General features: G+C 52.3%; 18 protein-coding genes. 4 read left to right on the forward strand and 14 right to left on the reverse strand.

The window, feature by feature from the left end; genetic code table 11:
• Nucleotides 1-76: 76 nt before the first annotated feature.
• The 6 genes from J2Y43_RS26300 to modA all read right to left on the reverse strand — a co-directional run bounded on the left by J2Y43_RS26300 (nt 77) and on the right by modA (nt 11,817).
• Entirely contained in the window at nt 77-4,144 is a 4,068-nt protein-coding gene (locus J2Y43_RS26300) for an FG-GAP-like repeat-containing protein (RefSeq protein ID WP_309989928.1), read from the reverse strand.
• Nucleotides 4,145-4,294: 150 nt separating this feature from the next.
• Nucleotides 4,295-8,305 carry an FG-GAP-like repeat-containing protein gene (locus J2Y43_RS26305; protein WP_309989926.1) on the reverse strand — a complete coding sequence of 1,337 codons (4,011 nt, stop codon included), beginning with the start codon at nt 8,303-8,305 and terminating at the stop codon, nt 4,295-4,297.
• A 195-nt stretch (nt 8,306-8,500) separates the two neighbouring features.
• Entirely contained in the window at nt 8,501-9,178 is a 678-nt protein-coding gene (locus J2Y43_RS26310) for an SGNH/GDSL hydrolase family protein (RefSeq protein WP_309989924.1), read from the reverse strand.
• Between the two features lie 158 nt (nt 9,179-9,336).
• The gene (locus tag J2Y43_RS26315; protein ID WP_309989921.1) at nt 9,337-10,224 is read right to left on the reverse strand and encodes an ABC transporter ATP-binding protein; all 888 of its coding nucleotides are present in this window, start codon (nt 10,222-10,224) and stop codon (nt 9,337-9,339) included.
• On the reverse strand, nt 10,205-10,879 hold the full coding sequence (gene modB / locus J2Y43_RS26320) for a molybdate ABC transporter permease subunit (protein ID WP_309989918.1): 675 nt from the start codon (nt 10,877-10,879) through the stop codon (nt 10,205-10,207). The genes J2Y43_RS26315 and modB overlap by 20 nt, the downstream gene beginning before the upstream one ends.
• 185 nt (nt 10,880-11,064) lie before the next feature.
• The gene (modA, locus tag J2Y43_RS26325; RefSeq protein WP_309989915.1) at nt 11,065-11,817 is read right to left on the reverse strand and encodes a molybdate ABC transporter substrate-binding protein; all 753 of its coding nucleotides are present in this window, start codon (nt 11,815-11,817) and stop codon (nt 11,065-11,067) included.
• Between the two features lie 284 nt (nt 11,818-12,101).
• Between modA and J2Y43_RS26330 the strand changes: the two genes are divergently transcribed.
• From J2Y43_RS26330 to J2Y43_RS26340, 3 genes are all read left to right on the forward strand, one after another.
• Nucleotides 12,102-13,259 carry an aminotransferase class I/II-fold pyridoxal phosphate-dependent enzyme gene (locus J2Y43_RS26330; RefSeq protein WP_309989912.1) on the forward strand — a complete coding sequence of 386 codons (1,158 nt, stop codon included), beginning with the start codon at nt 12,102-12,104 and terminating at the stop codon, nt 13,257-13,259.
• Between the two features lie 28 nt (nt 13,260-13,287).
• Complete coding sequence (locus tag J2Y43_RS26335) at nt 13,288-14,145, forward strand: prephenate dehydrogenase (RefSeq protein ID WP_309989909.1); 858 nt, start codon at nt 13,288-13,290, stop codon at nt 14,143-14,145.
• Nucleotides 14,146-14,407: 262 nt separating this feature from the next.
• Nucleotides 14,408-15,175 carry a murein L,D-transpeptidase catalytic domain family protein gene (locus J2Y43_RS26340; protein WP_309989906.1) on the forward strand — a complete coding sequence of 256 codons (768 nt, stop codon included), beginning with the start codon at nt 14,408-14,410 and terminating at the stop codon, nt 15,173-15,175.
• On the opposite strand, the gene J2Y43_RS26345 is transcribed toward J2Y43_RS26340, so the two are convergent.
• From J2Y43_RS26345 to J2Y43_RS26355, 3 genes are all read right to left on the reverse strand, one after another.
• Nucleotides 15,148-16,344 (reverse strand): L,D-transpeptidase family protein, encoded by a 1,197-nt coding sequence (locus J2Y43_RS26345; protein WP_309989903.1) that lies wholly within the window; start codon nt 16,342-16,344, stop codon nt 15,148-15,150. The two genes, J2Y43_RS26340 and J2Y43_RS26345, sit on opposite strands and share 28 nt — an antisense overlap.
• 133 nt (nt 16,345-16,477) lie before the next feature.
• Nucleotides 16,478-19,135 (reverse strand): permease prefix domain 2-containing transporter, encoded by a 2,658-nt coding sequence (locus J2Y43_RS26350; protein WP_309989900.1) that lies wholly within the window; start codon nt 19,133-19,135, stop codon nt 16,478-16,480.
• Between the two features lie 3 nt (nt 19,136-19,138).
• A complete protein-coding gene (locus J2Y43_RS26355) occupies nt 19,139-19,492 on the reverse strand; it encodes a helix-turn-helix transcriptional regulator (RefSeq protein ID WP_309989895.1) in 354 nt (117 codons plus the stop codon).
• Nucleotides 19,493-19,726: 234 nt separating this feature from the next.
• Between J2Y43_RS26355 and J2Y43_RS26360 the strand changes: the two genes are divergently transcribed.
• The gene (locus J2Y43_RS26360) at nt 19,727-20,299 is read left to right on the forward strand and encodes a KilA-N domain-containing protein (protein ID WP_309989892.1); all 573 of its coding nucleotides are present in this window, start codon (nt 19,727-19,729) and stop codon (nt 20,297-20,299) included.
• Between the two features lie 326 nt (nt 20,300-20,625).
• On the opposite strand, the gene J2Y43_RS26365 is transcribed toward J2Y43_RS26360, so the two are convergent.
• The 5 genes from J2Y43_RS26365 to J2Y43_RS26385 form a co-directional block, all read right to left on the reverse strand.
• Nucleotides 20,626-21,564: a glycerophosphodiester phosphodiesterase family protein gene (locus J2Y43_RS26365; protein WP_309989888.1), complete on the reverse strand. Its 939-nt coding sequence runs from the start codon at nt 21,562-21,564 to the stop codon at nt 20,626-20,628.
• A 14-nt stretch (nt 21,565-21,578) separates the two neighbouring features.
• Entirely contained in the window at nt 21,579-22,181 is a 603-nt protein-coding gene (locus tag J2Y43_RS26370) for a histidine phosphatase family protein (RefSeq protein WP_309989885.1), read from the reverse strand.
• A gap of 2 nt (nt 22,182-22,183) precedes the next feature.
• Nucleotides 22,184-23,641 (reverse strand): FGGY-family carbohydrate kinase, encoded by a 1,458-nt coding sequence (locus J2Y43_RS26375; RefSeq protein ID WP_309989882.1) that lies wholly within the window; start codon nt 23,639-23,641, stop codon nt 22,184-22,186.
• A 2-nt stretch (nt 23,642-23,643) separates the two neighbouring features.
• Complete coding sequence (locus J2Y43_RS26380; RefSeq protein WP_309989879.1) at nt 23,644-24,792, reverse strand: FGGY family carbohydrate kinase; 1,149 nt, start codon at nt 24,790-24,792, stop codon at nt 23,644-23,646.
• A gap of 137 nt (nt 24,793-24,929) precedes the next feature.
• Nucleotides 24,930-25,934, reverse strand: coding sequence for a 2-hydroxyacid dehydrogenase (locus J2Y43_RS26385; RefSeq protein ID WP_309989876.1), 1,005 nt, complete (start codon nt 25,932-25,934; stop codon nt 24,930-24,932).
• Between the last annotated feature and the right edge of the window lie 24 nt (nt 25,935-25,958).

Genomic DNA, 25,958 nt, shown 5'->3' on the forward strand with positions numbered 1-25,958 from the left:
GTGGAATGGAATGATTAGACGGTATATGAAAAAAAGAACGCCTCCCCACGGCACGGGGGAGGCGTCGGAGAGGGGGCTATCGCCGGATCAGAACCCGGTGCGATGTACTTGTGCCGCTGGCCCGGTTGAGCATGAGGATATAAACGCCTCCGGGCAGTTTGCTTACGTCGATATCTTTTTCGTATCGCTGCGATTGGAAAACGGGTGTCCCGCTGGTATTGTAAAGGCGGACACCGCGAACGTCGGACGGATCAGAGACCTGGACCGATAGGCGATCCGAAGCGGGGTTCGGGAACAGGGAAACGGAAGTTTCGATTTCCGGCTCGACTTTTCTTTTGATCGTTTCAGCCATGGCTTCTTCCGGTACCGGGGCATTGTTGTAGCCTGCGAGCTGGCGTTGTACGTAGCGCCACGGGCCGTACATCTGGCCGGTGATGGCCAGGACGGGGGAGTAACGGACGCGGGCTCGGAACTTAGTGCTAGTTAACTTCTTAGATGCAAGTTCCGTTAACTCAGCCTCTGTTTTAGGTAGGTTGAATGTCGGTGACATGCCGCTATACGAAGTACTAGTTGTGATGGTATTGTTGCCTACCTTTGAAAATGGGAAACCATTCCCGGTTTCATAGGCAGTTTTGCCGTTATTCACACCAAGAAATGATTTTGCATAGATGCCAAAGCCAAAAAATGTCTGATTAAACCACGTATGATTGATCGGTGTAACTTTATTACCGCAGTAAAGCCGCACATTATTCCGCAACCCTTTCCCATTGTTACCATAATAAACGAAAGCTGCGCCAGCGTCAGCCGCTTGTCCGTTATTGTAGCCATCTGCGCCTGCAAGAACATCGCTGTACCCGTCGCCGTTGACATCACCCGCTCCCGAAACCGCCTTGCCGAGAAAAGTGCCGGCGATATTACTTTCGTTACTGAATGAGCTGGCTTGTTTAGTGCCGGAAGGTGATCCGTGGTATACAAAGATTTTTCCTTCCTGAATATGCCCATTATTCACATTGTAGGCCCCTACAATTACGTCACTATATCCGTCCCCATTCACATCTCCGGCACAGCTAACGGATGAGCCGAAATAAGCATTCACAACGTTTGGTTCCAATAGCGTGGGAGCGGGAGTTACGTCGTTGATACCGCCAATCGTTCCGTAGTAGACTTTTGCGACCCCCTCGTTGGATTCTCCATTGTCATAATAGCGGGCTCCAATGATCACATCACTATATCCATCCGCATTCACATCTCCGGCAGAGGCCACTGAAAAGCCGAAATTGGCGTCGATTTGGTTGCCTTCCAGGCGTTTGTCATAAGTCGCGTCGAACGACGATGCCCCGTGATAAATATAGGCTGCCCCTTCGCCTTGCTCTCCGATAGCTGCACCCCAGGCGCCAACAATTACGTCGTTATACCCATCTCCGTTAACATCTCCCGCTGAAGAGACTGCTTCACCGAAATGCGAGTTGAAATATCCCGTGAGGCCGACCTGGTTGCCGGGTCCAATATTCCCTCCAAAGTAGACGAAGGCTATACCCTGGGCTATGTATGTTGGCGCCCCGATAATAATATCTGCATAGCCATCGCGATTGATATCCCCTGCACCGGCGACTGAAAAGCCATAATCTGAATCAGCCTTATTTGCCTCGCATATAAATGGGGCGGCATTCTGGTCAATTCCCGACGCGGAGCCAGGGTAAAAGAATACAACTCCCTCATTACTATGGCCGTTAGTGTATTCCTTGGCACCAACAAGTATGTCGTCATAGCCATCCCCGTTAACATCCCCTGCGCCCGCTACGGAGCCACCGAAGTAAGAGTCGGCCTGGTTTTTCTGTAACAGATTATAAACGTTGGTAACTAATCCGTCGACAGAACCATAATAGACAAATGCAGCTCCTTCGCTGGGCTCGCCTGCATCATAATAGGGCGCTCCGACGACCACATCGTCATAACCATCCGCATTGACATCACCTGCACTCGCCACTGAAAAACCCATTTTAGCGCCGGCTTTGTTATTGGTAACCGATATTCCATCCTTCGTCCCAATCCCATCCGCACCGCCATGATAAACAAACACATGCCCTTCGTCCTTCTGGCCATTATCAAAAGTGTAACAGCCAACTAGGATATCGCTGTATCCATCCCCGTTCACATCCCCAGCGCTGGCAACGGCGGTACCGAACCAGCCGTCAATTTGGTTGCTTTCCATCGTAGCGACCGGCACGGCCACAATTGGTATGCCGTCTTTTGATCCAAGATAGACGAACACCCCCCCTTCATTGAACTGGCCGTTATCGTAGTACTCAGCACCGAGTAGGATGTCGGAATAGCCGTCGCCATTCACATCGCCGGCGCAGGCGATCGAGGAGCCCATATGGTCGTTATGCTTTCCGTAAAAGGTCCTGGATGGTTGCTGCTGCGCGCTAATGCCGTTTGAAGATCCGAGGTACAGATTGACTATCCCATGGTCTTTCTCGTTTGCAATATTAAGATCGTACAAATAGGCACTAATAAGCACATCACTGTATCCGTCCCCATTTACATCCCCGGCTGAGCTCACTCTATTGCCCATGGCGGCGTTGTATTGGTTACCTTGTATGATTACCGGACCGTCCAGTTGACCACTACTGGTTCCGCGGTAGATGAAAGCACCACCCTCGGCATCCTGGCCCTGACCGTTGGTATAATAACGTGCACCTATAATGATATCGCTGTATCCATCCGCATCGATGTCACCAGCGGGAGCGAGCGAGTAACCGAACTGGGCATTGGCCTGGTTAATTTGGAGGGTCATCGAAGCAGCGGAATTTAGGTTTGTATTGGCATTCCCGTATTTTACCCAAACACTTCCCTCTTTGCTTTCTCCATTTGTATCCTGACTTGCTCCGATTAAAAGGTCACTGAATCCGTCGCCATTAATATCGCCTGCGGTCGCTACATTAATTCCTAGTAAAGCGCCGCCATGGCCGTTACCAAACCCGTAGGCAGTAATTGGATCATCGAAAAATGTACTGGAACCGAGATAGAGGTTTGCTCGTCCTTCGTCGATGGCATCTTTGTCGTAAAACGGTATACCCACCAGCACATCGCTAAATCCATCTCCATTGAAGTCCCCCGCACTTGCCACGGAATATCCCATTTGCGCATCCTTCTGGTTGCTTTGGAAGGTAACCGCTGTCGCGGTCAATACAAAGGGACCACCTTTATACACAAATGCCCCTCCTTCATTGTCCTCTCCCAGGTCATAGTGCGGTGCGCCAACGACCACATCGCTATACCCATCGCCGTTCACATCACCAGCGCTCGCTACCGAGAAGCCCAGCCACATATAGCTTTGATTGACTTCGAGCACCTTGTTTGCATTCTGCGGTGTGCCGTTGGCAATAATAGGGTCAATCGTAACCGGGTAGGTGGCCCCGGCCACATCCACGCTGATCTGAATGCGGTTATCCACGTAAGCAAGGTTCGCGGTTAGCGGCTTTTTGTTGGCGTCCCAGCATTTGAGATCGCTGTAAACAAGCTCGTTGTGGGTTTGGCCATTAGCTGCTTCGGAGTAGAAGCGCAGCTCATTGCCCGAACCTTGTTCTACTTTCAGGCCTTTGGCGGTCATTTTTACCTGCAACTGGCGGGTGCCTTCCGGGGCGTTTTCGATGATGAAGTTCTGGCGTACGCCGGCTTCATTGTTGATAAACTCCTCGGTGAACGCATTGTGGCTGATCTGCACTTTGTTTTCGTGGTGTTCGGCCTTTGCATTGGCTTGGGGGGTATAGAGCAGCTTGCCGTCGGCGAATATGCCCTCATTGACCAATTGTACTTTGAAGCCTTCCCCGGTGGTGTCTACACGGGTCTGGACGGTGAGTTTACCCGGCTCGTAGTAGGCGCGGATGTTGTTCCGGCGGTTGGGGCTTTGCAGTTTTTGCTTCTGCTCGTCGTAGGAGATGTGGTACTCCTGCTTTTCCAGCGAGCTTCGGATGTCCGCCAGCGTCGCTTCTGAAACGCCCGTCGGTAACGTTTCGGCGTTTTTCGTGACTTGCTTTGAAGGAGCCGGGCTTATTCGATGGTGTTTGTGCCACAACCCTGCTCCGAGGAGAGTCGTTCCGGCCAGGGCAACGGCCATGGCCCGTTGATAAATCTTTTTCATACTCGTGTGTATTGATAGTTTTGGATTACGGTAACATTCCCGCGCCCCAAATTTTGTGAGCGCGGGAATTTAAAGAGCTAAGCGATTATTCTCAGGTAGCAACCACTTAGCCCGTGGTTCATTGATCCTCTGAAAGTAGCCGCCGGATAATTAATGCAACACAATAGAGTGATGGCTTTCCGTGGCATCGGCGTAACGGATGCGGAGCACATATCGTCCCGTGCCGACTCCGCGCAGATCCAGTTTTTCAGGATTTCCTTTCCAACTTCGAACTACCGAGCCGTTGGTTGTGAGCAATGCGGACTCGGCGATTGTCAGGGTTTTTCCGATATGAATGTGTAATGCCGAGGCTGCCGGGTTGGGGTATCCGTAGGTTGTTGCGGCCGGATTTTCATCGTCTCCGGTTTCGGGGACCTTTGGAACGGGAGCGCTGGTTGTTCCCGTGGATGGACTGGACAGGTACCGCCACGGGCTGTAAACCTGCCCCGTCAATGCCAGCGCGGGATTGTATTTGATTCTGACTCTCAGGTTTGTTCGGGAGCCTTGTTTGTTAATTTTCGCTTTAAGCTCCGAGCCGGTGAGGCTGTAATATCCTTTTTGAGAGCCGTTGTAAAAAGTACTGTTAAGAAGAAGCCCATTGGAGCCGGTGGAGAATGCCTGCCCGCTTGCAAGCGCTTCCCACGCCAGTTTTCCTTTACTCAATCCTAAAAACGATTTGGAAAACAGCCCGACTCCGAAATCGCTTTTGCCATGCTGCTGGTTGTTCAGCAATGTGGAGAGATCCGAGTTATAAAGGCGGATATTGTTCCGTAAACCCGCGCCATTATTGCCGTAGTAGACAAATGCAGCATCCGCATCGGTCTGGTCGGAGCTAAAATTTGGGGAGCCTACGAGCATATCGCTGTAACCGTCCGCATTTACGTCGCCGGCAGCAGCCACCGACCATCCGAAGAAGTCATAACTATCGTTGGGATTGCCCGTAATGCGTTGTGGGCCGGGAGCGATTCCTGTGGGTGATCCGTAAAAAATCAGGACGAGGCCTGTTAGTACCGAGGTGTTTTCATCTATAAACCATGGCTCGCCGACAAGCACATCACCGTACCCATCGCCATCGAGGTCGCCCGCACCTGCGACGGACTCGCCCATAGCAGCGCCCATACCCGTCTCGTGCGTGTACAGGTGCGTGACGTTCGCCTGCGTGATCCCCGCGGGCGAACCATAGTAAATGTGTGCGGCACCGTCGCCGTTGTCGTAGGCATGGGCGCCCACAATCAGGTCGGAATGCCCATCGCCATTCAAATCGCCTGCGCCGGATACGTCCCATCCGAAATGCGCCTGATCCTGTGTGCCTTTGATGCAATCCAAAGTAAGCGAGTCCAGGGAATTGGCTTTCCCATAGCCAATAAAGACGGCGCCCGCGTCGTAATCGCCGACGCTGTATGCGCCTGCAACGATGTCGTCGCGGCCGTCGCCGTTCACATCGTCGGCGGCTGACACCGCATTACCAAGCCGTGCATCTTCGAGGTCGCTTTCGATAATCCGTAGTCCGGCGGGATTGGGGCCGTTGGGTGAGCCGGGGAAGAGATAAAGCGCGCCTTCTTCCGACTGGCCATTGGAATAATTCATCGCGCCGATTACTATTTCGGAAAAGCCATCGTCATTCAGGTCACCGGCGTGCGCTACGGCGCAACCAAACCAGGCGCCGGTTTTGTCGCTTTCGAGTTGGATGGGGGTCGAGTGGAGGCCTGCCGGTGAGCCGAGGTAAACAAATGCGGCACCTTCTTCGTCTTGGCCGCCATGGTAATGCATCGCGCCCACGATAATGTCGCCAAATCCGTCGCCGTTGACATCCCCGGCAGCGGAAACCGATGTGCCGAAACCGGCGTCTGCCTGATCGGCTTCGAGCATATGGGCGGGTATCTGGCCGATGCCGTCCCGCGTTCCTTTAAACAGGAATGCGACGCCTTCCTCGGATTGACCATTGTCATAATGCGGTGCACCGACGATCACGTCGTCGTAGCCATCGCCGTCGACATCGCCTGCACCCGAAACCGAATAGCCCAGGGCCGACTCCGGCTGGCTGGCATTCAAAGCCGCAGCGGTATTCGGGCCGGATGCACCGCCGTGCCAGACCATGATCGCTCCTTCGTTGTTTTGCGTATGATCATATAGATGAGCGCCGATGACAATATCGCTGTATCCGTCGCCATCGACATCCCCCGCGCTGGCGAGCGACTGGCCGAGGTACGCATTGGCCTGGCCGCTTTTGAAAACAGATGCAGGTTTTTTATGAATACCCGCCGGAATCCCTGAAAAAAGCATGACTACTCCTTCATGAAGTAAATTTTTACCCTGCATTAGGCTCGCAATCATAATATCAGCATAGCCATCGCCTTCCACATCACCAGCACAGGCTACCGCGCGACCGAATTCTTCTTCCATTTGCTGCCCCACAAGCGTGATCGGGGTGTTAGCATTGATTCCATTGGCAGAGCCGAGGTGTATTTTGACCAAACCCTGGTCGGAATACACCTTGTCGTAGTGCGGCGCACCGAGAATGATATCGGAAAATCCATCACCATTTAAATCTCCCGCGCACGCGAGCGAGGTGCCCAGGTGGGCGTCGGCCTGGTTACTTTGGATGATGGTTGGGGCCGGTGATATTCCCTGCACGCCGCCCAGGTACACAAACGCGGCGCCCTCATCGGATTCGCCCTGATCGTAAAACGGTGCGCCGACCAGCACATCGCTGAAACCATCCGAGTTGACGTCCCCCGCACCAGCAACAGAGGTGCCCATTCCGGAAATAGACTGGTTCATTTCCAGAATCGTCATCTTGTTGGGATCGATGCCGACTTTTGAACCATAGTAAACAACTGCCGCCCCTTCATTCAACTGCCCTTTGTCGAACTCGCTGGCACCGACGATCAGGTCGCTGTAACTATCATTATTTACGTCGCCTGCCAATGCAACGGCCATGCCAAATTGTGCCCCGGCCTGATTCCCTTCCAGCATCACAGCCGGAATGGGCTTTATGCCTTTGGGAGATCCGAAATGGACAAATACTACACCCTCGTTGGGTTGCCCATTGTCGTAAAATGGCGTTCCGAGTGCGATATCGCTGAAACCGTCGTTGTTGATATCTCCCGCGCTCGAAACCGAGTAACCCATTCCGGCATGCGCCTGGTTGCTTTCTAAAAGCGTTGGCACAGGATTGAGCCCGTTGGCGGAACCATAATAGAGAAATGCAGCCCCCTCGTTGTCCTCACCATTGTCGTAATGCGGCGCACCGGCGAGTACGTCGCTATACCCGTCGGAATTGACATCCCCGGCCGAAGCGACCGAAAATCCCAGTAATGCATCCGCTTGTGATGACGCGAATAATGCATTGGCATTGGCCGGACTGCCATTCTCGACAATCGGATCGATCGTAACCGGATAGGCGGCATGATGCACGTCGACGGTGATGCGAATTTGCTGACCCTCGCCGGTGAGATGCGCGGTGAGGGGCCGGTTTCCGGCGTCCCAGCATTTCAGATCGCGGTAAATGAGGTAGGGGTGTGTCTGGTCGTTATCGGCAAAAAACAGCAATTCGTTTGCACTTCCATTCTCAATGCGTAAGCCCCGGGCGGATAGTTTTACTTCCAGTTCTTTTGTGCCGGCAGGGGCTTGTTGAATGATAAAATTCTGCCGTAAGCCGCTTTCATTGTTGATATACTCTTCCGTGAATGTTGAATGTCGGAGCAGGAGCCTGTTTTCAAGTATTTCAGGTTCAGCGGTAGGGTTCGGGTGGCCGATCAGCAGGCCGTCGGCCAGGATGCCTTCATTTTGTAATACCAATGAAAAATACTGGCCCGGTGAATCGACGCGGTTTTGAATTGTGAGATTTCCGGGCTTGTAACAGGCGCGCAGGTTATGCTTTCGGTTGGGACTTTGGAGCACACGCCGGGCGCGGTCGTAGGAAATGTGGTACTCGTGGGAAGCGATGGTTTCACCGAGTCCGGGCGGAATGCCGGTATTATTGTGTCTGCCCGGTTTTAGCAGACTGTCGCCGGGTAATGATTGTATTAAAAAGGTAGGAAAGAAGCTAACGCTGCCCGCATAAGTGAGAAGCGCGATAACGGACGCCGCAATGGATAGCGGCAGGAGGTGTTGTCTCATGGGAAAAATTTGGGATAAGGTGAAGTGTAAAACAGGGCGGCCGACCCGGTTTTCAATTTTGTACTTATCTCAAACTCTTTCCGAAAGCAATGTTCAGGTGACGCTAGGGGTTATCAAACGGCTAATTCGGCTCCAAAAAAGAAAATCCCGGAAGCTGAGTGCCCGGGATTTTCCTTATGGATTGAAATGCGGGATTTACTTCTGCACCAATGCTTCCAGCATTTTTTCTGCCAGGAACTGGTTGCCGGCTTCTGTCAAATGCACGCGGTCGGTCGTGAGAATGCCTTTTTCCTTGTTTTCTGGATTGTTTTGGGCCAGATAGTCCTGGAAATGCTTGCGCAGGTCGAGCAGTTGCAGGCTGTTGCGTGTCGCGATCTCGCGGATCAGTTTGGAATACTGGTTCAAATCACCGTCCTGCTGGTTGGAATTGTCATTGCGCTCGCCGATGACGGTAGGCGTACACACGATCACGCGGATATTCTGCGCTTTCAGTTTTTTGATCAATGCCTCGTAGAACTTCACATATTTATCAGGATCGGTACCGGTTCCCGACGAGGCTTTGTGCCATACATCGTTGATCCCCACATAAATGAATACGACATCCGGCTTTTTGGCGAGCACGTCGTCTTCGAGCCTCAAATAGAGGTCGTACACCTTATTACCACCGATTCCGGCTCCGATCAGTTCATACTGACCGTCCTGGCCTTTCGCTTTCAGCATTTCGCCTACTTTGGTGATATAGCCGGTAGGGCTCACGCCCGCCTGGGTAATAGAATCGCCGAAGAATACGACGCGAAGGGGCTTGTCGGCACGCATGGCAAGTAACGGAAGCGCGATAACGGCAATTTGCAGCAGTTTGAAAAGTACTTTCATGGATTGATTGTATGGATTTTTTGGAGAAAAGACGGTTGTGAGGGGAAGTTACCCTTTTGACCGCCGACCATGGAGCCTAATGGCTCGACCATGGACCATGAACTGATTGTATACGGTCGGAGGTTCATGGTCTATGGTCGGCGGTCAGCGGTCAGCCGTCAAGTTCTAAGAATGCGAATCTCCACATCTCCCCCGCTGTAACGCAACGTGAACTTCGCGCCCGGTTGTAACTGTGCTTCCCAGTGTGTAGGAACATTGAATTGGCGGATTTTTCCGTCGATCCAGGCTTGTACGGAAAGTGTTTCGTTGCGGCGCTCGCGGGTTAGTACTTCGCCGTAAATGAGCAGCGCTTCGGTTTGATCATTCAAATACATTTCTGCGGGTGTTCCAAGTCGGGTCAACCTGCCGTTTTCCATGACTGCCACCTGATCGGCCAGCCGGAAAATTTCCCCTATATCGTGCGTCACCAGGATGACCGTAAATGGTCGTTCGCGGTGCAGTTTGAGCAGCAAATCCTGCAATTGCAGCTGCATATCCGGGTCAAGTGCGGCAAAAGGCTCATCCATTAAGAGTAGCTTCGGCTCGCGTACGAGGGCGCGGGCGAGCGCGACGCGCTGCTGTTGCCCGCCCGAGAGCTGGTGCGGTTTCCGGGCGGTAAGCTGCGTGAGACCTGCCGTTTCGAGCAAATGGCTGATCAATTCCTTGTTATGGATTTTGGGTAGGGCAAATTCAAGATTTTGCATGACCGTCATGTTCGGGAACAATGCATAGTCTTGAAAAACAAACCCGATATGCCGTTGCTGTGCCGGAACGTGAATGCGCGTTGCAGTGTCCAGCCATGGATTCTTGCCAAAAGTGATCCAACCGGATTCGGGCATAGCCAGCCCGGCGATTTGCCTTAGCAATGTCGTTTTTCCTGCGCCGGAAGGCCCGGTGAGTGCGAAAATGCTGTTGCCGGCCAATGCGAAGTCCACTTCCATCGGCAAGATCCCCTCCGCGGTGTGCAAAGTATGCCGGATATGGACTTCAAGCAGGTTGTCGGACACGGAGCAGGCGGTTGTTAATGGAATAGACCAGCAGCAAAATAACGAAAGTGATCGCAAAAAGCACCATCGCGTAGGCATTGGCGGCCGGGTAATTGAGAGCTTCCACCTCATTGTAAATGGCTACGGAAGCTACTTTGGTTACGCCCGGGATGTTGCCGCCGATCATCAGCACCACGCCGAATTCGCCGACGGTATGGGCGAATGTGAGCACAAATGCCGTAAGAATGGCCGGTTTGCAATTGGGTAAGAGCACTTTCGTGAACGTCTGCCATTCGCTTTTACCCAGCGTGTAGGATGCCTCCCGTAATGAAGGCGATAACGATTGCAGCCCCGCACGAATAGGGTAGACCATGAATGGCAGGCTGTATAAAATGGAGGCGATTACAAGTCCCGGAAAGGAAAAAACCAGCCTTAATCCCAGATATTCCTCAACCGTTGCACCAAACCAATGCGACGGACTGAATGCCAGCAGCAAATAAAACCCGATCACTGAAGGCGGCAGCACCAGCGGCATGCCGATCAACGCTTCCACCACGCCCCGCCCTTTGAATTTCCCGAAAACCAGCCAGTAGGCGATCGGCATGGCGATTACGAGTAGCAGTACCGAGGTAATGCCGGCGAGTTTGAAGGTAAGCCAGAGGGGTTGGGTGTCCAATTTTGAATGATTGAATGATTGAATGATTGAATGGTCAGGTGTTGTCAAGTGTAGTCAGGTATTGTCAAGTGTTGTCAGGTATTGTCAGGTGTTGTCAAGTGTTGTCATGTATTACAATGTTTTCAATGACTATTCTTGACCATTTCCTGACTACAAATGACTACATCTGACCACATCTGACCACGTTACTTGTACCCATACTTGTTAAAAATCGCTTTCGCCTTTGCTGAATACAGGAACTGGTAAAACTGTTCGCTGGATGCTTTTTTGGGCGAATCCTCGCTGTGTTTCAATAAAATGGCGGCTTGCTGAATGGGTTTGTAGAGGCTTGAATCCACTAGTACATAATGTCCCTTACCCTTCATTTCAGGCGACAGCACAATGGATAATGCATTGAAACCCGCTTCCACGGAACCGGTCGTAATGTACTGGGCCGTTTGGGCGATGCTTTCGCCGTATACGAGCTTTTTTTCGGTTTGTTCGTAAAGCTTCAATGCATTTAATGCCTGCACGGCCGCTTCGCCGTAAGGTGCCGTTTTGGGGTTGGGGACGGCTATTTTTTTGACTTTATCGGTCGCGAGTATTTCCGGTTTGAGGTCGGCTTCAGGGACGTCTTTCGTCCAGAGTACCAATGCGCCGGTGGCGTAAACCTGTGGTTTTTGGTCGGAACCGCCGTTTTTGAAAATTTCTTCGGGGTATTTGGTATCGGCGGAAACAAATACATCGAACGGCGCGCCCTCGCGGATCTGCGTGGTGAGCTTGCCGGAAGAGGCGACTACGATCTCGATCTTTTTGCCCGATTCTTTCTCAAATTCCTGCTGGATTTCCTTCATCACATATTGCACGTTGGCGGCAGTGGCGACGACGATTTTCTCCGACGGCTTGGAACAACCGGCCAGCAATGCAACGAAAAGGGCGAGGATACGTAGTTGGTTCATGCCGCAATTTAAAAATATTGAGGTGAGATAAATAGATAAGGGATAAACAGGAATGTGTAATATGACCATGTATGCAACTAAGGCTGCCCCGGAGGGGCCTCCTGTTTATGGCAATTCACGTATCAATCCAATTCGCGGGCCCCGGCGGGGCAGCCTTTTCCAATATTTCAAAACGCGTCCCCTCGGGAATTTGTCGTAAATTGCGCCCCGTTTCGCCGGGCTGTTCCGGACGGGCGTTTGAACCGCTGATAGCCAATGGCTAAAAGCACAATTTAATCATTATAATGATCATAGAAACTGCACAGCGCACCAGGCAGACATCGGAATACTATTTTTCGGTGAAGCTGGCCGAAGTGCGCAAACTGATTGCCGAAGGGCATGACGTCATCAATCTCGGGATCGGAAACCCGGATATGATGCCCTCAGTAGAAACGCTGGAAGCATTGACAACCGCTGCCTATCAACCGCAGGCGCATGGTTATCAGCCTTATACAGGCACCCCCGCTTTCAGAAAATCAGTTGCAGATTTTTATTATCGTACCTATGGCGTAACACTCGATCCGAATACTGAAATATTGCCGCTTATTGGTTCCAAAGAGGGCATTACCCACATATCGCTGACGTTCCTGGATCCGGGCGACGAGGTGCTGGTACCCGAGCTGGGCTACCCGGCCTACCGCGCCGTGAGCCAGATGGTGGGTGCGGTGGTGAAAGAATACCCGTTGCGCGAAGACCACGGCTGGCAGCCCGACTGGCATGCGATGGAAAGCCTCATTACGCCGAAAACGAAGCTGATGTGGCTCAACTACCCGCATATGCCCACGGGCGCGCCCGCTACGCAGGAGCTGTTCGAAGAGGCGGTTGCATTTGCGAAAAAGCACCGGATATTGCTCTGCCATGATAATCCTTACAGCCTCATCCTGAACAAGAAAGCGCCTATCAGCCTGCTTTCGGTGGAAGGAGCCAAAGAGGTGGCGATCGAGCTGAATTCGATGAGCAAGTCGCATAATATGGCGGGCTGGCGAATGGGATGGCTTTCGGGCGCGAAGGAGTATGTCAGCGCCGTGCTGACGATCAAGAGCAATGTCGATTCGGGGATGTTCTTTGCGATGCAGGAGGCCGGTGCCAAGGCATTGGGCAACTCTGCCGAATGGCATTCCGAGCGCAATGCGGTGTATCAGGGCCGTCTGGAAGCTTCGGAAGCGCTTCTGCGCACGCTCGGCTGCACGTGGGATGATAAGCAGGAAGGCATGTTCCTATGGGGTAAGCTGCCCGATTCCACGGAATCGGCGGAAGCGCTTGTGAACAGCCTGCTGGTTGAAAAGCACGTTTTCATCGCGCCGGGCTTCATTTTTGGTCCGAAAGGCCAGCGCTATATCCGTTTGTCATTGTGCTTGCCAAAGGAAAGAATCTGGCAGGCAGTGGAGCGGATTAAAGGGTAATGTTTCAGGATATTCAAAATTCAAAATAATGATAATCAGTATCATAGGGGTAGGCCTGCTCGGCGGGTCGTTTGCCCTGGGACTGCGTGAGAAATACCCGCACGTGAAATTCGTGGGGGTGGATAACTCAGCAGTCAATCAGAAAATAGCATTGGCGAAAGGGATCGTGGACGAGATCCTGACGCTCGACGAGGCATTGCAGGTATCCGAGCTGAATGTGCTCGCGACGCCGGTGGATGCCATTACCAAATTGTTGCCGTATATGCTCGACCACCTGCCCGACGGCCGGACGATCATGGACCTCGGTTCTACCAAGGAGCTGATTTGCAAATTAGCAGACAAACATCCGAAACGGGGCCAGTTTGTAGCCGCCCACCCGATGGCCGGTACCGAAAACTCGGGCCCGGGCGCGGCATTCAGGGAGCTTTTGATCGACAAAAACGTGATCATCTGCGACAAGGAAAAGAGTAACCCGGATTCCCTGGCGCTGGTAGAAACATTCCTGCGTGATGTAGGTATGAAAATCCACTATATGCAACCCGTGGAGCACGATCTGCATTTGGCGTACGTGTCGCATTTGAGCCATATCAGCTCTTTTGCATTGGGGATGACGGTCCTGGACAAGGAACGCGACGAGCGCGCGATCTTCGATATGGCCAGTACCGGTTTTTCGTCGACAGTTCGTCTGGCCAAAAGCTCCCCGCAAATGTGGGCGCCGATTTTTGACCAGAACAAAAAGAATGTTTCCAAGGCATTGGGCGACTATATCGAGCTCCTGAAAAAGTTCAAAGACGCGATCGACGGCCGCGATATGGATGCCAGCCTTTCTTATATGGCCCGGGCAAATGATATTGGACGGGTTTTGGCGGGGATTGAAAAGAAATAGTCAGGTGTGGTCATTTTTTTTGACCGCCGACGGCCGACCGCCGAATGGGGCAATGACAACTGTTCGGCGGTCAGCTGTCAGTGGTCAGCGGTCAGGTATAGTCAAGAATTGTTGTATATAAATTACTGAATATTAGTGCATTGCAAATGGTTCTGAAATTTTTCGGAACCATTTGCGTTTTTTGGGCTGTTAAGTTGGGGTCGTTTAACGGCACCCTTCTTGATTGATTTTGAAGCATATAGTCTCAACAAAACAATAAGAAATGACAAAGGCGCATGGGGTTTGGGCAGCGGTATTGATAGCAGCAGGCATTTCATTAAGTGTGCACCGGGCCGACTCACTTTCCAATCATTCTACCACCAAAACATTGCCGGTCGCGAAAACCGACTCGGCTGTTACCCGTTCCGAATGGATTTCATTGTACGACTCGCTGGGCCTGAAAAAGCAAGGTTTGTCGGAACGTGCATTCTACTGTGCCTGGTTCGGTTTCCAGAAAATCAAACTCGATAATCCGATCATGGCGATCTGCGATTTTACGCAATCATCGCGCAACAAGCGGTTGTACGTAATTGATCTGCTGAAAAAGAAGGTGCTTTACAATACTTACGTGGCGCATGGCCGCAACTCGGGCAATGAGTTTGCCGAGCATTTTTCAAATGCGAATTCGTCCTTTCAGTCGAGTTTGGGTTTTTACAAAACATTAGGTACCTACCAGGGCAAGCACGGATTGTCACTAAAACTGGAAGGTCTCGAAAAAGGCATTAACGACCGCGCATTGGAACGTGCCATCGTCATGCACGGCGCGGATTACGTGAGCGAATCCTTTATCAAAAATACGGGTCGCCTTGGCCGTAGCCTCGGTTGCCCCGCCGTCTCGATCGCCGATTCCAAAAAGCTGATCAACATGCTCTACAATGGCGCGGGGTTGTTTATTTACTCCGGCGACCAGCATTATCTCGAAAAATCCTCGCTGCTGGCCGGAATGGAAGCCGTTGCCGAAGTTCAGGCATTGGGTGCCTCGCGTTTGTAAACATCCGGGAAATACATCAAATCTCCCTTCTCGTTGCAATCTGCCGGTAAATACAGCAGAAACACCGGTACGCGGACTTTTAGCTTGTGCCATTTCGGCGGATGCGAAACGCTGTCGGGTTCGGTCATGAAATCGCTGTCGAGTAACTGGGTGCCGGCCATATAATTGGCAAGATCGGTCGGTTTTTGCACGCGCACGCATCCATGGCTGCGCCAGCGCTGGTTGCTTTTGAACAGGTAGCGCGCATTGGTATCGTGCAGATAAATGGCGAGCGGATTTTTGATCTCCACTTTTAATAAACCCAACGAGTTATCCTCGCCTGTTTCCTGGCGGAAGCGGTAGGGGAATTTGTCGGCTGTCAGGTCCCCCCATTCGATTTCTTCGGGGTTAATAGCCTGCCCGTCCTTATCAATCACCTGAATGCGGTTTCTGTTCAGATATTCGGGATCCGCGGCGGCTTTCGGGAAAATTTCTTTGATAGCAATGCTTTTGGGCACGTTCCAGTACGGGTGCGTGACAATGCTCGTCGCGTAGGTGTCGATGGTAGGCGTGGGCGTATCGCGCTTGCCTACGACGGTACGCATGGTTAGTACGTTCTTGCCCGCGGAATCCATGGCGGTGAGGTAGGCACCCCGGATATTGACCATTACAAAACGCGGCGCGTGCTGGATTTGTCGGTGAATCCAACGGTAGGCATTCAATGTCTGCGCCACATAGGCGGCGCTGTCCTTCTTGTTGGATTTAAGCAGCCGGTCGTAATGGATTTTGAGGTTGTGATAAACCGGGAAAACCGGCTCCAATTGCTCCATTACCCGCTCCACGGACTCTCCTTTCGCCAGTTCTTCTGCTGCATTACGTATCAATGCAGTATCGGCTTTCACTTTCTTTTGGGTAAAACGAATGGTAGGCTTGTGGCCGAATGCGATTTCTTCCAAAAGTGCGAAAACCGGCGCAATGGTGTCCTTCGTTTCAAATTTTTGGGTATTGATCCCCGCTCCGCTGGCTTGCGAGAGGAGTTCCTGGTAAATATCCTTGCTGCTGATCGCCTCTTCCAGTTCCTGATCAGTCATGTCCTTCGGGTTCTTCCGGCACGACTGCATGATGGCGAGGGTAAAGAGTATCAGGAGGGGTACATAGCGGGCTTTGCCCAGACCGGACAGCATTTGCATTACGAACGATGATTTGGTGCTGAATAGGGCAGTGCAATTGTCATGCTAACCTGAAATGTGCATACACGGACTGTCCACAACTCAAAAATGGGGAATTAAAGTGGCATCGCTGTACTTTAATTCCCTAAATCGATTATTCGTTGCGCAGGCTGCGGACCGGATCGGCTGTGGCAGCGCGGATCGCCTGGAAACTGACCGTCCCGATCGTCACTGCCAACGCCGCTGCGCCTGTCACAGCGAACACCCACCAGTGGATCGTCGTCCGGTACGGATAGCTTTCGAGCCATTTTTGCAGCGCATACCACGCCAGCGGCGACGCAACCACGATGGCAATGACCACGAGTTTGACAAAATCTTTTGAGATTAACCCCACAATACCTGCTACCGATGCGCCCAGCACCTTGCGGATGCCTACTTCCTTCGCCCGCTGCTCGGCGGCTTGCACTACCAACCCGAAAATCCCCAAAGCGGAAAGGAACATCGTAAGCCCGCTGAAAAAGAGGAAAAGCTGGTGCAATTTGGATTCTGCTTCGTATTGCTTTTCCAGTTTTTCTTCAATGTTATGAATGCGCAGCAGCTTTTCAGGAAAGAACTGCTTCCAGAGCTTGCGCACACCCGCACCGACCTGCATTTCGGTCCCCGGCTCGATTCGGATGAGCATGCCGGCGTATTCAGGTGCCTTTTGGGCGAGAATGAGCGTGGGTTTCAACGGTTCGTACAACGATTCGTTGTGGAAATCGCCTACAACGCCAACCGGTACCGATTGTGTGTCTTTGGCGTGGACATCCAGCTGTTTGATACGAAGCATTTTCGCAGCCGAGGCAGTCATTAGCGAATTCTGGTTCATCTGCATTTTTTCGAATTTTACGAAATCCTTTTCCCGTAATGAATCGGCGTTGAATGCATCGGCGAAACGGTTGCTAAACATGCGCCCCTTCACTAATTTTAATCCCAAAGTCGTGGGTAAATCCACATCACCGGCGACGTACCAGATCCGCAGGCGGCGGCCTGCGTGGGCCGGGTCGGGGACCTCGCGCTGCATATAACCTGCGCCCTCTGTGGGCATCCACATGCTAAGGCTGCTGCGCACGACGCCCGGAATTCTTTGCAATTCGTTTTTAAACGCCTCGCCTTTGCCATTCCACGCGATTTGCTCGATGCCGATCAGGTTGTTTTTATCGTAGCCGAGGTCTTTGTTTTTCATCAGGTCGAATTGCTGCCAGACTACGATGGTAGCGAGCAATACGATGATTGAAATGGAAAATTGTGCGACGACGAGCGTTTTGCGGAGCCCTGTTTGCCCCAACGAAGCCGTGAATATACCGCGTAAGGTATTGGCCGGTTTGAAGCCCGAGATAATCCAGGCGGGGTAAAGACCGGTGAGCAGCGCGGTGAAGAAGAACATCAGCAATGCGCCCCCCGCCATCAGGATGTTAGACGTAAATGTGAGTACCAACCGATGCCCGAGGAAGTTTTCGACCGGGCGTAATGTGAAGAAATAGGCAAATACCGCGATACCGACCGAAATCCCGAATAATAATAAGGTTTCAGTGAGAAGCTGCATGACGAGCTGCGTCCGCGATCCGCTGAGTACTTTTCGTACACCGGCTTCCTTTACCCGTGCAAATGCTTTGGCTGTGCTGAGGTTCACAAAATTGACGCAAGCGATGAATAACACGAGTAATGCGACGCCCGCAAAAATATAGATCGTCCGGATGCTGGCTTTAACACTTTGGCCTTCGGCGAAATCGGAGTGGAGATAGATGTCCTTGAAAGGCTGGAATTCGAACTGCTCCCGGCCTTTGTTTTTTGTGAAATCTGCATACCAGGCATTCACTTTCTTCGTGAATTTGCCAACATCTGTGCCACGTTTCAGGAGTATGTAATTTCTCCCAAAGCTCATGATGCCGGTAGCTACAAGCGGTTCCGGTTTTGTGACTTCCAGTCTGATGGCATCGGCGCGCAGGTGACTATTGTAAGGCAAATCGTCGATCAGGCCTGTGATTTCGTAAGGAGTCGGCTCAGAGCTGAAAATAGGAATGTCGTAAATGATCTTTCCGATCGGATTCTGGCCGGGAAAGAGGCGAGCAGCGTACGATTGTGTTACGAGCAAACTCCAGTGCTTTTGCGTCGAACGTTTGAGACTTCCCCCAAGCAGTTTAATATCTAATATTTTGCTGATGGAAGTGTCGGCGGTAAGCAAACTAGTGTTGATACCGTCGCTATCTTCCGGGCGGATTTTGAAGTATTTTTCACCGGAACTAATATTCGCCCAGGACTCAACCGCTGTATAATTTTTCTGCAACTCCGGAGCCAGCCCCATTACGGACGAAGAATTGCGTTCGAAGAGGCCTTCCCCCATTTTATTCACCGTGACAATCCTGTAAATATCATCCTTCCGGCTCCATTGCCGGTCGTACGAAAGGCTGTCGATCACCACCGTAGCCACCATCATGCACGCCCACAAGCCAATGGAAAGTCCGGTTAAATGGATCAGGGAATAGCCGCTGTTTTTAACCAAAACCCGTGAGCCGATTTTGAAATAATTGCGCAGCATATCGCGGCTGAATGCCGATGGCGAGCCGTATCGCGACGGTTGCCGTCTCATAATCGAAGGGCGGAGCAATGCTGACACTTCGCGGAGGAAGAAAAAATTGGCCTTGCGTGCGCCTGTGCGGCGGTGGCGCAACGCGTAGCGCTCGTGCAGGTCGCCGAGGAGTTCTTCGCGCAGGTGGGGCGCACAAATGCGGGTGGCCAGCTTATCGAGCCAGCGGGGAGGGAGTGGTTGCATGGTTCAGCTGTTTGAAAAGTCGAGGCCCATTTTGGATAATTCGGCAGGTGTGATGCGATTCCAGAGGCTGTTCCGCACGGTGCGGGCTTCGTGGAGGATCTTGCCGCCATAAGCAGTGACGGTAAACAGGCGCTTGCGGCGTCCGCCACGTTCCTGCGTCGCCTCGCCTAGGTACGAGCTGAGATAGCCTTTCTGTTCGAGCCTCTGCAATGCGGCGTGTACAGCGCCCGTGCTTACCGTCTGTCCGGTTTCGTTTTCGAGCTCTTCGGCGATGCTCACCGAGTAAGCCCCCGGAGCCAGCGCCGCCACCGCCAGCAGTACGATTTCTTCAAATTCACCCAAATCGCTTCGTCTCATAACAATGTGTCCGGATTGATTATATCTATTTCTGTATGTAAAATATCTTGCCAAACTTGAAAAACTGTATTTGTACTCACTTTAAGAGGGTTTTACGGAAAAACCCTGTTCGGTTTTGAACAAGTTCGTCCGGTATTGTACGGATTTAAAAGCTATCAGAAAATTGAACCCAATAGATTCAGTCAAGCTTTTTCTTTATCAGATTGCAAGCACTTACATCAAAATCATCACACTATGGCGAAGTTGAGTAAAATCACGGTGGATAACGTAGACATATCCATCGCGACCATCAAGGAGAATGACTACATCTGCCTTACCGACATGGTAAAGGGGAAGGAGGATGGGGGCAGGGCAGCGGATGTTATCAAAAACTGGATCAGAAACCGTGCAACCATCGAATTTCTGGGAACCTGGGAAACGATATACAATCCAGATTTTAAAGTGGTCGAATTCGACCACTTTAGGCGAGAGGCCGGAGTCCCTACATTTACCATGAGTGTTTCGAATTGGATTGAAAATACCAATGCGATCGGAATGTTTTCTAAAGCAGGTAGGTATGGAGGAACTTACGCGCATAAGGATATAGCATTCGAATTTGGATCGGCGATTAGTCCGATATTTAAGCTGTATGTAATCAGGGAATACCAGCGGCTTAAAGAGAGTGAATATGACCGGTATGGACTAGAATGGAACGTCAAGCGTATTCTATCCAAAGCAAACTACCAAATACACAACGGCGGTGCGGGATTACCTCATTCCGAAAGCCGGTTACTCGCAAGCGAAAGAATGGCTGCTTTACGCGGATGAGGCCGATTTGCTCAATCTCGTGCTGTTTCGTTGTACTGCCAAGCAGTGGCGCGACGCGAATCCCCAGCGTCATCTGGCCGGGGAGAATATTCGGGATATGGCCAGCATTAATGAACTAACCATACTTTCAAATCTTGAAAACCTGAATTCTGTTTTAATCAAAACTGGACTGGGCAAGCGGGAGCGCTTCAAAATACTGGACGAGACCTGTCATGACCAACGCAAAACATTAGAACAACTTGACCTCATCAAATCTATTAAGAAGGACAGGAACCTTCATCCCTGGATTTTGATAAAAAGAAGCTCAAATAGCAAGAAGGCACTGACTATTTCTTCCCAAAAAATCGTTGCTTGGTCCCCTTCTTCTCCACGTACTCCTTCACCGCTTCCGCCGCTTCAATGGGTAAATCCGATTCCAGAATGGACGCCCCGTCTTTTGCAATGGCCAGGTAGGCGGCTTTACGCTCTTCGGCGGTTTTCAGTTTGTCGTAAGAAGATGCGGCTGAGATCATGCACATCGTGCCTTTTTTGTTCAGTAATGCATATAATTCCTTGTTCTCGGGCTTCACGTGCGGGCCTATGTAGGCGATCATCTGGGTGAAAGGCACATTAGCCTTTTCGTAATCCTCGTACTCTTTCATGTTCCGGATGAATGCCGAGAAGGTGTGATTTTTGTTTTGGGATAAATAATAGGTCATTTCGGCGGCGCTGTGCACGGTGAGCATCACGAATGCATCGGCTTTGTGCTTTTTGATCAATGCGGCGGTCATGGCGAGGGGGACGTCCTTGCGGTCGAGGTTGAGGACGGTTTTGCCGCGCGCCCATTCTATCACCTCTGATAATGTCGGGATAGGGAAGTTAGTGACGTTACCTTCCGCGTCTTTGAGGCGGAATTTTTTGAGCTCTTCATAGGTGTAATCCGACAGCTTCCCTTTGCCCGTCGTCGTGCGGTCGAGCGTGGCGTCGTGCATGAGCACGATCACACTATCCTTCGTCAGTCGCGGATCGATTTCGAAGAATGCGGGGGTGTGTTTCAATGTGTTTTCAAAAGTAGCAATGGAGTTTTCCGGAAAGCCTTTCACCATTCCGCCACGGTGCCCGGCGATCAGTATCGGGTCGTTGCCGGTGTATTGAAAATAGGCATGTAGATCTTTCGCGGTCTTGATTTTCAGGACATTGAGCTGGCTCTGCGCATGGCTGGCAAAATGGCTACCCAGGGTGAGTAATGCAGTTAGTATGAATGGGTTAAGGAGTTTCTTTTTCATGATTATATTAAAAATTAAGAGCGGCAGTTGAGTTTTAAAAGACTGAATTCACCCTGCGGATCCAGGCTGAACAATGTTACCGAAGAGTTCTCCTGAACGATCTGCCGGTAGTTTTTGAGCGGCATCCCCAGCTTCCAGGCCATGTAAAACCGGTTCACGGCATTGTGTGCCACCACGAGCACGGTCCCATCGGGGTGTTTTTGTAAAATATCATTGAAAAAATCATCGACGCGCGTCACAATCTCGACGGCCGTCTCGCCCGTACCGCCCGCCCGTGCGTAATCGGGCTCGTGGGCCCACGCGTCCCAGAGCGCGGGGTTTTCAACGATGAACTCCGCCCGCGTTTTTCCTTCCCATTCCCCGAATGAGGCTTCGATCAGCCGTTGGTCCACGACGATGCCCGGGTAGTTGCCCGAGGCAATGGTGGCTGTGTGGTGGGCACGTTGGAGCGGCGAGGTGTAAACCGCGTCGAATGCAATGTCTTTGAGCAATGTGGCCGCCAGATGCGCCTGTTCGAGGCCTTTTTCGGTGAGGCCGATGTCCGTGGCGCCGCAGTAGCGGTTACCGTCGGCATTCCAGAATGTTTCTCCGTGGCGGAGTAGATAAACATGAAGCATGGTCAATGAGTTACGGGCACAGGCCCTGCTATGAAACCTTTTTCGGTTAAAGTTTGGACAAAATTCCGGTATTGCTGCGCATAGGCGGCTACCAATGCCGGTTGGGGGTGGATGGTCTTCTCAATGCGGGTCATTGCCTGCGCAGCCTGCGTGAGCGTTCCGAAATAGGAGCCCGCTGCCGCTACGATGGCGGCACCCGCTGCGCCGGTCACATTACCGCATTTGTGTACGGGCCGGTTGAGGACATTCGCGCGGATGGTAAGCCAAACGTCGCTGTTGCTCCCGCCGCCGGCAGTGTATACAGCATGTACTTCCTCGCCCGAAAGGCCTTCAATCATTTCATAGGCATAGCGTTCCACGAATGCGACGCTTTCCATATTGGCAGCGAATGTGGCCTCGCGGCTGGCATTTTCGGGCGCAAAACCCCGTGCCTGTGGCGCTATGAACGGGAAGCGCTCGCCTTGTTGCAGCAAAGGATAGGCGATGAGGCCGGTAGGAATGAGGTTTGCGGCAGCGTTGGTCAATGCGGGAAGGTCGTCGGCAAAGCCTGCCGAAACCCAGTCGGCGCCGATGTTACCCGCTCCTCCCGGCATCCAGTAGCCTTCCGGATGGCGGTGGCTGTACAGCCGGCCTTCCGGGTCGCGTACCTCCCGGGCAGTGACGCCCTTCACGACGAGCGTGGTGCCTATAGTGGTATTCCAATCTCCGGGTCGCACGGCACCAGACGCCACCTGTGACGCACAGCCGTCGGTCATGCCAGCTATAACCTGAATCTGCTCCAAACCGAGTTGCCCGCTCAGTTCTGGTAGTAAGCGGCCTATTTGTGTGCCCGACGGAACAACTTTTTGCAGCCATTCTTTGCGTAGCGGCAGGTGTTCGGTCAGGTAAGCCGGCCATTCGCCCGCGCCGACGTCAAAGCCGGATTTCAATGCATTGGTATAATCGGTTACCGAATAGTCGCCGCAGAGTTTGCCGATGATAAAATCCGTCGCGTGGATCCAGGTATGAATTTGCGCTGCTTTTTCGGTGAACTGGTTGGAATACCACACCATTTTCGACAGCCCGCTGGACGCATTGAAACCGGTGTAGCCTTCCGGGTGAAGGCGTTCGGCGATTTCCCGGCAATACTTGCCTTCTGCGGCGGGGCGGGTGTCGGAGTACATCAATGCATTGTGCAATGGCTCTTTTTTCGCGTCCAGGGGAATGACTGTGCCGGATGTGGACGTAACCGAAACTGCCCTGATATCTTTCAAATCGATGATTTCGCGGACGGAGGCCAGCAGGTTTTGTAAACAGGCCCATACCGACTCCCACCACAGCGCCGGCGATTGCTCCTCGCGCGAATGGGACGTGAGCGGGAAAACCTTCTCGCTGCTGCCCGCCGTCTGGCCCGTTTCGTCGAGCAGTATTACACGCACGCCCTGCGTTCCGACATCGATTCCTAAAAAGTATGAATGCATAGTTAATTCAATGTTTTAAATGCCTCGCGGCTGCGTTTCCATTCGGCATACCATGCGGCGTAAACCGGATCGCTATCCGGCTCCGTAACCTCCAATGTTTCCGGGGAATGGTTCGCGATGCCTAATGCATTGTTGCAAATAGTCACTCCGCCCGAAACCGAGGCCTGGCGGTAATTGGTCCGAATAAGTACTTTTTTACCTAACAAATTGGCGATAAACTGCCGCAGCAGCTTGCTTTGCACGCCGCCGCCGCACATCCATACATAATCCTGCTCATGGCGCGTCACTTCGCGGAGCACGTGGTAGTTTTCGGAAATACTGCAAGCAATGTCCCAAAGCGTGGCCCATACGAAATGCGCACGGCTGAGCTGGTGCGACACCGGCGTGTTAAATATGAACCCTCCGCGGATCAGCGGGGACTTCTCGCCCGCGAGCAGTGAGCCTAGCGCGCCCACACAATGCGTATCGCGGATGGCCGCTACCTCGGTTTCGATCAATTCGTAGGGCTCATTGGGATAGAAAATTTCTTTCAGGCGCTGGTAGTTCAGCCCGGTGACGCCCGCATTGGCTTCGAGCAGGAAATTCGCGTGGTCGGTATGCCGGTTGGTCCAGGTGCGTTCTTGGGCGTCGGTGATGTAATGGTCGGCTATTTTAATGATAGGGGTAGTAGTGCCCGAAACGATCACAATATCTTCTACGGACGGTTCGAGGCTCATGATCGCCAGTTGCGTGTCCGAACCGCCGACTACTACTACGGCAGATTCCGAAATACTAAGTTCGGCTGCAATATCAGGTTGTATTTTACCTAAAACAGTCCCTGAATGCACCAGCGGCGGCAACAGTGAGGCATCGAGCCGGTATTTTTCACAGAGCTGCTGTGACCATTGACCTTCCGCGACATCGTATAATAACGTTTCGGACGCCTGCGAGTGCTCGTATCCCTGCACGCCGCTGAACATATATTGCGCCCAGTCGCTGATGCTAAGGAATGTCGACACCCGCTGCCAAAGCGCCGGACGGCGTTCGCGGACGCCGACGAGTTTCAATGCCGAAAAAAGCGAAGTAGGGTAACGACCGGTGAGCAGGTAGACCTCGTGTTTGTCGGGGGTAATGTCTTCCCATTCGCGGCCGCGGTGGTCGATATTGGGCATGCTCATCCTTCTGGTAACGCATGTCGCCGCTCGCCACGCCGAGGATTGTGCCGGCGGGGTCGGCGACGGCTACACGTACATTGCCTGTGCCGATATCGGCCACGAGGTATGCCTGTTTCAAAGTCATTGTTTTACGATTAATGGGTTTTGGCAGACAATACATCCCGGTTCACCAGCTGGCGGACGTTCCGGTTGCCTTCCGCATAAAAGCCGCGCAGGGCCTTGTTCATAATGTCGGCGTGGTGATCTTCCACTTCAAAAGTAGCCCCGGCAATGTGCGGCGTAGCGAGTACATTTTTGTGGTGTATTAATCTATAATCCAGTGCATCAGGCGGTTCGTGGTCGAAAACGTCAAGGATGGCGCCGCGGATCGCATTGCTTTCGATGGCCGACAGTAGTGCCTCGCGCTGCACCACTACTGCACGTGCGGTGTTCACGAAAATGGCATCTTTTTTCATTAACCCGATCAGCTCTTCTCCAATCATGCCTTCGGTTTCCTTGGTTACAGGCAAATGGATCGAAACCACGTCGGAGAGACGGAAAATGTCTTCCAGGCTGACCTTTTTGTAATCGGGCTCCTCCGAAGTATAGAACGGATCATAATACAATATTTCGGCAGGGAAATGCCTCACCAGGTTCGCGATTGTCTGCCCCACGGCCCCGAAACCGACCATCCCGATCGTTTTTCCGGCAATTTCGTTTCCCTTAAACTGCAAATAGGAAGTATGCGCACCCGCCTCCCAATGCTCGCCTTCGAGCCATGCAACGCCTTCAAATGTGTTGCGGAGGAGGTTGATGAGGTTGGCAATAAACATTTCCGCCACCGCTTGCGCATTGCGCGCGGGGGTGTTGAAAACCGGGATGCCTTTGGCCGTAGCGGTCGCCACAGCCACATTGGAAGGCGTCCCGCGGCACACGCCGATAAACTGTAAATCCGGGAACGCCTCGATTACCGCAGCTGTAACGTGATCGTGCTCGGTAATGAGGGCGTTGGCCCCGGTTTCAGTCAGTAGTGCAATGAGTTCGCCCTCATTGTAAGCGCGCTCCTGCAATTTCCATGGCTTATAAATGATTTCTCCGAATTGTTCTTTCAGCGCCTGCTGCGCCTTGTCGTGGTAGGGGGCGGTTATTAGGATTTTCATGTTTGGTGTCGAGTTTTGATGGTT

Origin of the sequence: Dyadobacter sp. BE31 (assembly GCF_031457695.1) — a bacterium.
In the GTDB taxonomy this organism is placed as follows: domain Bacteria; phylum Bacteroidota; class Bacteroidia; order Cytophagales; family Spirosomataceae; genus Dyadobacter.

Coding starts and splice junctions, on each gene's coding strand:
- J2Y43_RS26300 (WP_309989928.1), bottom strand. CDS start 4,144: ATGAAAAAGATTTATCAACGGGCCATGGCCGTTGCCCTGGCCGGAACG.
- J2Y43_RS26305 (WP_309989926.1), bottom strand. CDS start 8,305: ATGAGACAACACCTCCTGCCGCTATCCATTGCGGCGTCCGTTATCGCG.
- J2Y43_RS26310 (WP_309989924.1), bottom strand. CDS start 9,178: ATGAAAGTACTTTTCAAACTGCTGCAAATTGCCGTTATCGCGCTTCCG.
- modA (WP_309989915.1), bottom strand. CDS start 11,817: ATGAACCAACTACGTATCCTCGCCCTTTTCGTTGCATTGCTGGCCGGT.
- J2Y43_RS26330 (WP_309989912.1), top strand. CDS start 12,102: ATGATCATAGAAACTGCACAGCGCACCAGGCAGACATCGGAATACTAT.
- J2Y43_RS26335 (WP_309989909.1), top strand. CDS start 13,288: ATGATAATCAGTATCATAGGGGTAGGCCTGCTCGGCGGGTCGTTTGCC.
- J2Y43_RS26340 (WP_309989906.1), top strand. CDS start 14,408: ATGACAAAGGCGCATGGGGTTTGGGCAGCGGTATTGATAGCAGCAGGC.
- J2Y43_RS26345 (WP_309989903.1), bottom strand. CDS start 16,344: ATGCAAATGCTGTCCGGTCTGGGCAAAGCCCGCTATGTACCCCTCCTG.
- J2Y43_RS26350 (WP_309989900.1), bottom strand. CDS start 19,135: ATGCAACCACTCCCTCCCCGCTGGCTCGATAAGCTGGCCACCCGCATT.
- J2Y43_RS26355 (WP_309989895.1), bottom strand. CDS start 19,492: ATGAGACGAAGCGATTTGGGTGAATTTGAAGAAATCGTACTGCTGGCG.
- J2Y43_RS26360 (WP_309989892.1), top strand. CDS start 19,727: ATGGCGAAGTTGAGTAAAATCACGGTGGATAACGTAGACATATCCATC.
- J2Y43_RS26365 (WP_309989888.1), bottom strand. CDS start 21,564: ATGAAAAAGAAACTCCTTAACCCATTCATACTAACTGCATTACTCACC.
- J2Y43_RS26370 (WP_309989885.1), bottom strand. CDS start 22,181: ATGCTTCATGTTTATCTACTCCGCCACGGAGAAACATTCTGGAATGCC.
- J2Y43_RS26375 (WP_309989882.1), bottom strand. CDS start 23,641: ATGCATTCATACTTTTTAGGAATCGATGTCGGAACGCAGGGCGTGCGT.
- J2Y43_RS26380 (WP_309989879.1), bottom strand. CDS start 24,792: ATGCCCAATATCGACCACCGCGGCCGCGAATGGGAAGACATTACCCCC.
- J2Y43_RS26385 (WP_309989876.1), bottom strand. CDS start 25,934: ATGAAAATCCTAATAACCGCCCCCTACCACGACAAGGCGCAGCAGGCG.